Origin of the sequence: Pannus brasiliensis CCIBt3594, from assembly GCF_036688125.1 — a bacterium.
GTDB classification, from domain to species: Bacteria; Cyanobacteriota; Cyanobacteriia; order Cyanobacteriales; family Microcystaceae; genus Pannus; species Pannus brasiliensis.
Genome location: NZ_JBAFSM010000012.1, coordinates 113,967 through 122,440 on the forward strand (window position 1 = coordinate 113,967; position 8,474 = coordinate 122,440).

12 protein-coding genes and 1 pseudogene are annotated in these 8,474 nt (G+C 50.4%); 6 read left to right on the plus strand and 7 right to left on the minus strand.

All coding sequences use genetic code 11. The features are described from left to right. The first annotated feature begins 145 nt into the window (after positions 1 to 145). Positions 146 to 1,207: a mannose-1-phosphate guanylyltransferase gene (locus V0288_RS08270; RefSeq protein WP_332864599.1), complete on the plus strand. Its 1,062-nt coding sequence runs from the start codon at positions 146 to 148 to the stop codon at positions 1,205 to 1,207. 157 nt (positions 1,208 to 1,364) lie between these two features. Beyond that, a complete protein-coding gene (locus V0288_RS08275) occupies positions 1,365 to 3,014 on the plus strand; it encodes an ABC1 kinase family protein (protein WP_332864600.1) in 1,650 nt (549 codons plus the stop codon). Positions 3,015 to 3,025: 11 nt separating this feature from the next. Here the strand turns inward: V0288_RS08275 and V0288_RS08280 are convergent, their stop codons facing one another. From V0288_RS08280 to V0288_RS08305, 6 genes are all read right to left on the minus strand, one after another. Continuing rightward, the gene (locus tag V0288_RS08280; RefSeq protein WP_332864601.1) at positions 3,026 to 3,259 is read right to left on the minus strand and encodes a DUF4351 domain-containing protein; all 234 of its coding nucleotides are present in this window, start codon (positions 3,257 to 3,259) and stop codon (positions 3,026 to 3,028) included. Positions 3,260 to 3,320: 61 nt separating this feature from the next. After that, positions 3,321 to 3,482, minus strand: a complete 162-nt coding sequence (locus tag V0288_RS08285; RefSeq protein ID WP_332864602.1) for a hypothetical protein — start codon at positions 3,480 to 3,482, stop codon at positions 3,321 to 3,323. 43 nt (positions 3,483 to 3,525) lie between these two features. After that, positions 3,526 to 3,666 carry a hypothetical protein gene (locus tag V0288_RS08290; RefSeq protein ID WP_332864603.1) on the minus strand — a complete coding sequence of 47 codons (141 nt, stop codon included), beginning with the start codon at positions 3,664 to 3,666 and terminating at the stop codon, positions 3,526 to 3,528. Positions 3,667 to 4,094: 428 nt separating this feature from the next. Then, positions 4,095 to 4,646 carry a hypothetical protein gene (locus V0288_RS08295; protein WP_332864604.1) on the minus strand — a complete coding sequence of 184 codons (552 nt, stop codon included), beginning with the start codon at positions 4,644 to 4,646 and terminating at the stop codon, positions 4,095 to 4,097. Beyond that, complete coding sequence (gene pyrF, locus V0288_RS08300) at positions 4,610 to 5,311, minus strand: orotidine-5'-phosphate decarboxylase (RefSeq protein ID WP_332864605.1); 702 nt, start codon at positions 5,309 to 5,311, stop codon at positions 4,610 to 4,612. The genes V0288_RS08295 and pyrF overlap by 37 nt, the downstream gene beginning before the upstream one ends. A 217-nt stretch (positions 5,312 to 5,528) precedes the next feature. Then, positions 5,529 to 5,726 carry a hypothetical protein gene (locus V0288_RS08305; RefSeq protein WP_332864606.1) on the minus strand — a complete coding sequence of 66 codons (198 nt, stop codon included), beginning with the start codon at positions 5,724 to 5,726 and terminating at the stop codon, positions 5,529 to 5,531. 103 nt (positions 5,727 to 5,829) lie between these two features. Here V0288_RS08305 and V0288_RS08310 point away from each other — a divergent pair, with 103 nt between their 5' ends. From V0288_RS08310 to V0288_RS08320, 3 genes are all read left to right on the plus strand, one after another. Further along, on the plus strand, positions 5,830 to 6,990 hold the full coding sequence (locus V0288_RS08310) for a cysteine desulfurase family protein (protein WP_332864607.1): 1,161 nt from the start codon (positions 5,830 to 5,832) through the stop codon (positions 6,988 to 6,990). 66 nt (positions 6,991 to 7,056) lie between these two features. After that, positions 7,057 to 7,263: a hypothetical protein gene (locus V0288_RS08315; RefSeq protein ID WP_332864608.1), complete on the plus strand. Its 207-nt coding sequence runs from the start codon at positions 7,057 to 7,059 to the stop codon at positions 7,261 to 7,263. Positions 7,264 to 7,464: 201 nt separating this feature from the next. Then, positions 7,465 to 7,668, plus strand: a complete 204-nt coding sequence (locus tag V0288_RS08320) for a hypothetical protein (protein ID WP_332864609.1) — start codon at positions 7,465 to 7,467, stop codon at positions 7,666 to 7,668. A gap of 138 nt (positions 7,669 to 7,806) precedes the next feature. On the opposite strand, the gene V0288_RS08325 is transcribed toward V0288_RS08320, so the two are convergent. Beyond that, the gene (locus V0288_RS08325) at positions 7,807 to 7,977 is read right to left on the minus strand and encodes a hypothetical protein (RefSeq protein ID WP_332864610.1); all 171 of its coding nucleotides are present in this window, start codon (positions 7,975 to 7,977) and stop codon (positions 7,807 to 7,809) included. Between V0288_RS08325 and V0288_RS08330 the strand changes: the two are divergent. Beyond that, positions 7,937 to 8,287: pseudogene (locus V0288_RS08330) on the plus strand (flagellar assembly protein H); the annotation flags it as partial. The gene V0288_RS08325 and the pseudogene V0288_RS08330 overlap by 41 nt on opposite strands. Positions 8,288 to 8,474 lie beyond the last annotated feature (187 nt).

Below are 8,474 nucleotides of genomic sequence, written 5' to 3' on the forward strand. Positions count from 1 at the left end.
GATCCACGAAGCGATCGGACTCCCATCTTCTAGAAGTAGTGTAGGCGAAAAAGTTCCGCCCGCACGTCCCCCGCGAGAATGTTTCCCGTCGCCCCGGACAAAACGTATTAAAATCGGTTCAACTTCACGCGGATTGTAAATAATTATGAATCAATCTCTCGTTCCTGTCATTCTCGCGGGTGGAAAAGGGGAACGTTTTTGGCCCCTGAGTCGCCGTCACCGTCCTAAACAGTTCCTCTGTCTCGATGGTAGCGGCCGCAGTCTTCTCCAAGCTACCGCCGATCGCCTGTTACCCCTCGCGGGAAGTTACGAGAATTTATGGGTGATTACCTCGTCAGCGATCGCCGACGGGGTTCGCGAACAACTGCCGGACTTGCCGGAGGCTAACTTACTTGTGGAACCGGAAGGACGGGACACCGCGCCGGCCGTGGCTTGGGCTACGCTAGAGGTGGCGAAACGTTACGGAAAAGACGTGGCGATCGGTTTTTTCCCCGCGGATCACTATATCGGCGATCAGCCCGCTTATGTGAATACCCTAAAAGCGGCCACGGAAGTCGCGACGACGAGAGAGGCGATCGTTACCCTGGGGATTCAACCGGATTATCCCTCCACCGGCTACGGCTACATCGAACAGGGCGAGAAAACGGGCGAATTTAACGGTTTACCGGTTTATAAGGTCAGCCGATTCACCGAGAAGCCCGATCGGGCCACCGCGGAAACCTTCCTCGAAACCGGTCGTTTTAGCTGGAATAGCGGGATGTTCATCTTCCAGGCGAAAACGGTTCTCGACGAGTTGAGCGTTCACGCGCCGAATATCCTCCAACCCCTGATGGAGAGAGGAACCGACGCGTACCCGACACTGGAGAAAAAAAGCATCGATTACGCGCTGATGGAGAAAACGAAACTCGCCTACGTTTTACCGGCGAATTTCGGCTGGGACGATCTGGGGGATTGGAATTCTCTCGAAAGATTGGTGAAAGGCGAGGGTAAAAATGTCGAACTCGCCACCCACGTCGGTTTAGACACGGAAGGGGCGATTATCTACGCGAGTGACGAGGGGGAAGCGATCGTCACCATCGGCCTACAGGATATCGTCATCGTCCGCGACGGCAACGCCACCCTAGTCGTCCACAAAGATCGTACCCAAGATATCAAGCAGGTTCTCAAACAACTGCAAGCCGATCCCCGATTGGAGAAATTATTATAGAGAGGCGGGAGGCAGGGGGAAAGGGCAAAGGGGAAGGGGAAACGGGGAAAGGGGAGGGATTGAAAGTAGTCTTTTCCCGTTTCCCGAAAAACTCCTTCACCTCCCTTATCTCCCTCACCTCTCCATCTCCCCATCCCCCCATCTCCCCGATCTCACCGTGTTTTCCCTTCCCCAAACGAGTCAACGACAGAAAGAGATTTTAGAAATCGTCCTGAGTAACGGTTGGGACTATATGCGGGGGCTTTTGACGCTAGGGAAAGCCGATAACCCGCAGATTCCCACGCCGGAAGTTTTACGGAAAATTCTCGTGGAATTAGGTCCGTTTTACGTCAAATTAGGGCAGTTACTCAGTACCCGTCCCGATCTTCTCCCCCCGAATTATATCGAGGCTTTATCGGCGCTTCACGCGCGGGTTCCTCCCGTTGCCTGGACGGAGATCGAGGAGGTAATTACCGGACAGTTACAGCGATCGATCGACGCGGTTTTTCTGGCGATCGATCCGCAACCGATCGCCGCGGGTTCGATCGGTCAGATCCACCGGGCCACGCTATTAACCGGGGAAGAGGTCGCGGTAAAAGTTCTCCGTCCGGGTATTGAAAAGATCGTCGCCCAAGATAGTACCTTAATTAAAGCGATCGCCGAATTAGTCTCCTTTACCGAATTCGGTCAGAACTACGCGATCGGTAAACTGGCCGAGGAATTCACCAAAGCGGTGAACGCGGAACTCGATTTCACGATCGAGGGAAACTATACCGATCGATTACGCCAGAATTTATCCCGCAGTCGTTGGCGAGAAACGAAGGAATTAGTGATTCCGAAAGTGTACTGGGAATTAACGAACTCGAAAATGTTAGTTCTCGAATGGCTGGATGGAAAACAACTACTCGAAGCCGATCTATCGATTCCGAAAAATGAGGAAAGCGTTCGGGAAAAAAGATCGAGAATTACCACGACTCTCTTTCGATCGTTTTTCCAACAGATGTATATCGACGGCTTTTTCCATGCCGATCCCCATCCCGGAAATATCTTCTATCTGAATACGGGAGAGGTCGCACTGATCGATTGCGGCATGGTGGGAACTCTCGACCCGCAAACGCAACAGATTTTAACCGAGTTACTGTTAGCGATCGTCGATCTCGACGCGAAACGCTGTAGTCAATTAACCCTGAAACTCTCGGAATCGGTTGACCCGATCAGTCTCGTTCAACTCGAAGTCGATTACGAACGGATGCTGAGAAAATATTACAATCTCAACCTCGATCAAATTAATCTCAGCGAAATTATTTACGAACTCTTACAAGTTTCCCGTAGAAACAAGATCCGCTTACCCGGAAATCTAGGATTATACGCGAAAGCTCTCGCCAACTTGGAGGGAACGACCAGAAAATTTAATCCCGAAATTAATGTTTTAGAAGAAGTAAAGCCATTGATGACCGATATTTTCGAGCGTCAATTAATCGGTAGAAATCCCCTACAAACTACCTTAAGAACCGTCCTCGATCTCAAATCTTTCTCGCTGAAATCTCCCCGACAGATCGAAGTCCTACTCGATGGCTTAACCTCGGAAACCTTAACGGTAAACCTGAAAATTCGCGACCTAGAAAGTATCCGAAGAAGCTTAGACACCTCCGCGAATCGCTTATCGGTGAGTATTATTATCGGTTCCCTAATCGTCGGTGCGGCGATTATCACTACCAGCGCGGGAACGACACAGTTAACCATTATCAGTACGACACTTTTCGCGACCGCTAGTTTAATCGGTTTGTGGTTGGTAATTAGTATTCTGCGATCGGGTCGATTGCGGTAATTTCCATTCGTCTAGGATTCTTCAGGGTAGCCTAACCAAGCATCGAGATCGCTAACATCCTGGAAGTCGAGCAAAAATATCGCCAACTCCTCTAACTCTCGCAAGGAAAAGGTTTGAATCCGATTGATTAACCGTTCCTCTAACCGAGGAAAACGGGAATTTAATTGCATCATTACTAATTTCAGTTCTCCTTTTCTCTCCTCTTTCTCTAAAATATCCTGATAAATTACAGATTCTTTCATCATTTCTTTCCCAAACAAAAAGTTAACGTTCGTGTTTGGTAGCCGCAACCGACATTACACAAACTTATTCATAGCGGTCTTTTTTGGATTTGATTACATCACGGACATCATCATGTTTTTGTCCCTCGATAATATCCTTTAGATGAATTTGTCCATCAATATACTGAACGTGAATACGCCAGCCTGAGATTTTATCAATATCGGCGCGATAGATCGCCTGCTTCACACCTTTGACTTTGTGTAACCTCGTTTTCGGGAATGTTCTTGTTCTATCTTGTTCTATGGCACTCCTGATCTTCAAGCTCCGCTAACGCTTCCAAAAAACCGATCTTTAAGTGATCATTTGGAAGAATCTTCATCGCTTGGTAAATAATGCCATATTCATCCCGAAGAGTTAGAGTTTGAGCCATAAAGAAATTTAGGAGATCTGGGCAGTTTCTCGGTTATGATGGAGTATTTCTTGGTATAGGGATTCCGCTATACCTTGATACGCTTTTTCAAGATCGTCATGTTTAACTACTCGAAAAAGAGTAAAAATAATCTGTCCAAAAATCGGATCTTCGTCAATCGACAAAATCACGATTAATTTTAGCGAAATCTTTAACGTATAAAGAGAGGAATCGTACCCGTTCAAACTCAACGGCAGGTACCGAAGTTTCCGATAAACAGCAGATTTTTGATCGGGGAAGAGACTAACACAATTGTTAATTTTCTTGATCGTGATGTTTTTTTCATCCTCGCTCAACTTCTCAATATCCTTCTCGAAACTCTTCGTTGATTCAATTAGAATGTCCATGTTGAGAACCGCCCATTTTTACTAACTACTCGCTCTTAACTTTTAGCGTAGCGCCCCGGCCTCGCAATCGCGCAACCAGAGACGGATCGCCTGACCGATCGATCCGCTACTGGTTTCTACCGGAGGCAGGGGAGGGGAGGGGGGGATCGCGGCGAGTTGCGTGTAAAGCGTCACCAATCTCCACCCCTGGGTCGTCCGCGTTAGAAATAACCAGTGGAAATTCTGTAATCTCACCTGTCTCGTACTATCGTACTGGTTTTCCAGCGTGGTAAAAAAGACCTGTTGCGTCGTGTCAGGGACGCGGGGAGGCGCTTCACTGGGGGCGACCCGTAGCGGCAGTGGCTCGAATTCGGGACGGCCGGCGATAATCACGTAGAGGGGGATATAGAGCGACCTGTTCCCGTCTACCACGCTTCGCGATCGCTGGATCACGCGGTTGGCGTAACTTGGTAGATCTTGCAGGAGACGATCGGTTAACGGTTCGATATCGATCGGACAGGTGGAGACCGGGGGACTGGCGATCGAACCCCGAAGTGCCAGTAATCCCCCTAAAAAGATTAAACAGCCGCTAATTCTTGACAGATTCTTGCCCATGCTTCTCTCGGATTGTCCGCGCCGGTAATCGGTCGCCCGATGACGAGATAATCGGCCCCCGCGGCGATCGCTTCCGATGGGGTCAGGGTTCGACTCTGATCGCCCTTGACCGCCCAATCCGGACGGACACCGGGACAGACCAGCAGGAAATCGTCACCGCAGACGCGCCGCAATTCCCGAACTTCCCTCGGGGAACAGACCGCCCCATCGATTCCCGACTCCTGACTTAATAATGCCATCTCTAACGCGTATTCGGGGAGTTCTAGGGGAATTTTGAGGTCGAAGGCTAACTCGCGGGCGCTAAGGCTGGTTAAAACGGTGATGGCGAGCAGTTTCGGGGGGGATGGGGCGATCGAGACCGCGGCTTTGGCGGCGGCTAGGGCGGATCTCCCGGCGGTCGCGTGGAGGGTCAGTAAATCCACGTTGTAACGACTCGCGGCCCGACAGGCCCCCGCGACGGTATTGGGAATATCGTGAAACTTGAGATCGAGGAAGATTTTCTTGCCGCGTTCGTTGAGAATACCGAGGATATCCGCGCCGGTACTGACGAATAATTCTAGACCCACTTTCCAGAACGTCACTTCCGGCAGGAGATCGAGCAGTTCGATCGCTTGTTCTCGGGTCGGCACATCTAGGGGAACGATAACTCGATCGGGCGTGGTCATACAAACCGAGCGTGAAAGGGCTATCCTACAGGCTACCATCCCGACGCGCGACGCGTCGTGAGAGAGCTAGAATCATCGGGCTTGTCCGTTGAAATCCAGGAATAGCACGCGCGAAAAAAAGTCATCGGGTTTCGCTATCCCATACTAGCCACCCTATTTCCCCACGAAAATAAACTCCTACCACGAAAATCGATTATTTTAAACTTTTCGCTTCTCTTTAGTTAGTTTTATTTCTTCTCATGCGTTTTAAGAGGGTACTTAACACCTCTTTTCTCGCCTCGGGATCGATAATATCGGTTTTCGGTGTCCGATCGCGGGAGATCGCTAATTCTACGTCCGTATTATTCGGGAGAGAGCCGTATACCCGTGGAAAAAAAGATTTTTCGGAATAGAGAGCTTGTAAATTTTCGTTCATGGGATTTAGGGAACGAGTTTATAATGATTACTATTGCCGATTTCTCCCGATCGATCAATTCCATCCATCACTCTCGATCGGTGATCCAACTCACGGGAATTGTATGTCTCGATTACCGATTTACCTGGATTGTCACGCCACCACCCCCGTCGATCCCCGCGTTCTCCCGGCGATGCTCCCCTACTTTACCGAACACTTCGGAAACGCTTCGAGTATCAACCACGTCTACGGTTGGACGGCAGAGGCCGCGGTGACGAAAGCGCGGGAAACGATCGCCGCGGCCATTCACGCCACGCCCGAAGAGATCGTTTTTACCAGTGGGGCGACGGAAGCGAATAATTTAGCGCTCAAAGGAGTCGCGGAAGCGTACTTTTCTAAAGGCCGACACCTGATCACCGTACAAACGGAACACCGCGCCGTTATCGATCCCTGTCATTATTTAGAAAGTTTGGGTTTCGAGGTGACATTTCTGCCGGTTGGCGAGGACGGTTTAATTGATGTAGATTTGTTAAGAAAATCCCTCCGCCCGGATACGATTCTCGTGTCAATTATGACCGCGAATAACGAGATCGGGGTGATTCAACCGATCGCCGAGATCGGGGCGGTCTGCCGACAGTATGAAGTATTGTTTCACACGGACGCGGCCCAGGCGATCGGTAAAATTCCCCTCGACGTGAACGCGATGAATATCGATTTACTATCCCTCACCGCGCATAAAATTTACGGGCCGAAAGGAATCGGCGCGCTGTACATCCGTCGTCGCGATCCCCGCGTCCGTCTCGCCCCCCAAATTCAGGGAGGGGGACAGGAAAGGGGTATTCGATCGGGAACTCTCTTCACCCCGCAGATTGTCGGGTTCGGGCGCGCCGTGGAACTGGGTATCGAGGAGATGGAGAAAGATAACGAGCGTTTAAGCGCGTTAAAAACCCGTTTATGGGAAATGATTAGCGAACTAGATGGAATCCATCTCAACGGGCATCCGACGCGCCGGTTGGCGGGAAATTTGAACGTCAGTATCGAGGGTGTGGATGGCGCGGCGTTATTGTTGGGATTGCAGTCGGTGGTCGCGGTTTCGTCCGGTTCCGCCTGTTCCTCGACGAATACCGCCCCGTCTCACGTTCTGACCGCTTTAGGTCGATCGGAATCGCTGGCTCACGCTTCCCTACGTTTCGGGATCGGGCGATTTAACACGCTAGAGGAGATCGATCGGGTGGGGGAACAGGTGGTGACGACGGTGCGATCGCTCCGGAAGGCGAGAGGGTAGCGATCGGTTAAAACGGACGGAAGAACCCTTACAATAATGACAACGGGAGATCGAGAACAATAAATTATGTTACAGTCAGTCGAGGGAATTTATAAACAAGGAAAAATCGAGCTTTTAGAAGCCCCGATCGATGTAGAAGAGAGTAGAGTGATTGTCACTTTTTTGGAAACGGAAAACCGTCAGAAATCCCCGAAATTCATGTTTTTCGGGATGTTTTCAGGCAATAAGAAATCTACGGATGAAGATTTTCACCTAGCAGAATTTCAGGGGTAAAAAAAGAAAAATTCAACCTTATCCATTATTCCCGTCTTTCTAAAAAAGGTTCGATATCGATCGGAAACCTGAAGAGTGGAAGCGGGAGGTTATGGAAAGAAGGAAAGAAAGAGAGAGTCAATCTAATTCCTGAAGAGTCTGGATTCACGGAGCGTGTTACAGTAGGGGTATCCATTCCCCTTATTCTTCCGATACCCAACCATGACCGAATCCGACGCAAACCGTAAATTCGACCCCATGAGACAACTAACACCCGAACAGATCGAATACTTCGAGCGGTGGGACGACAATCTTGAAGCGTGGGCGGAAAGACTCGCCGAGAGAGATAGAAAGAATCGGGAAGCGAGAACGGTTAGACCCGACTGCCCTACTAGAGATCAACTAGAACCAGATGCGGAGTTTTAAGATTCCTCGAAATTATCAAATCCCTCGAACCCGATACTGAGATTGACGGGACGCTCTAGAGAGCGAAGAGGGAAGTCCGTGGGGGCGGTTCCGTTATCGCCCTCTCCGAACATCGCCGCCCAGACGTGCTTACAGATATTAAACCCGTTGACGGTAATCCCATCGCGTCCCGGTACGGGTTGTCGGGGAATCTCCGCCCCGTTCGACCAGTCGGAAGGACGGGAAGAAGAGAAACCCCGCGGGTGAAGATCTGTCCGGGTCGGGAACGAATCGTAACGAGATCCGTACCTGTCTCGTCAAATTAGCCACCGTTCTCGCGCGGATGCAGAGACAGGCCAAACGCGAGAATCGGCCCTTTGACGAGGAAAATTCGCCCCGTCTCTGGATTTTTTCCCCTTCCGCCTCTCTATCCCTCCTAGAAGGATTCGGGGCGACGGTTCGGGAGGATTGGCCGGATGGTGTGTTTTTTTTGCCCCCGTTTCACCGGACGGCGATTATCGCTATTAATCAGCTTCCCGTCCGTCCCGATACCCTCTGGATACGGTTACTAGGACGGGGCAACGTACAGGATCGGGCCGTGAGAGAAGTGCTAGAGTTACCGGGAGAAAACGCTTTCCGTTGATCGATCCTAGAATTGTTAATCAGTTGGCGGGTTACAGCCTTTCTCAGATACATGAGGTACGTTCTCTCGGTTGGAATCTTTTAGCGGTAAGGGGTGGTATGTACTTCACCTTTACGAGAAAGGCTGTAGCGCTCTTTTATCACTCTAGGGTCGGGGAAGATAGAAACCTCGCGGAAAGATCGAG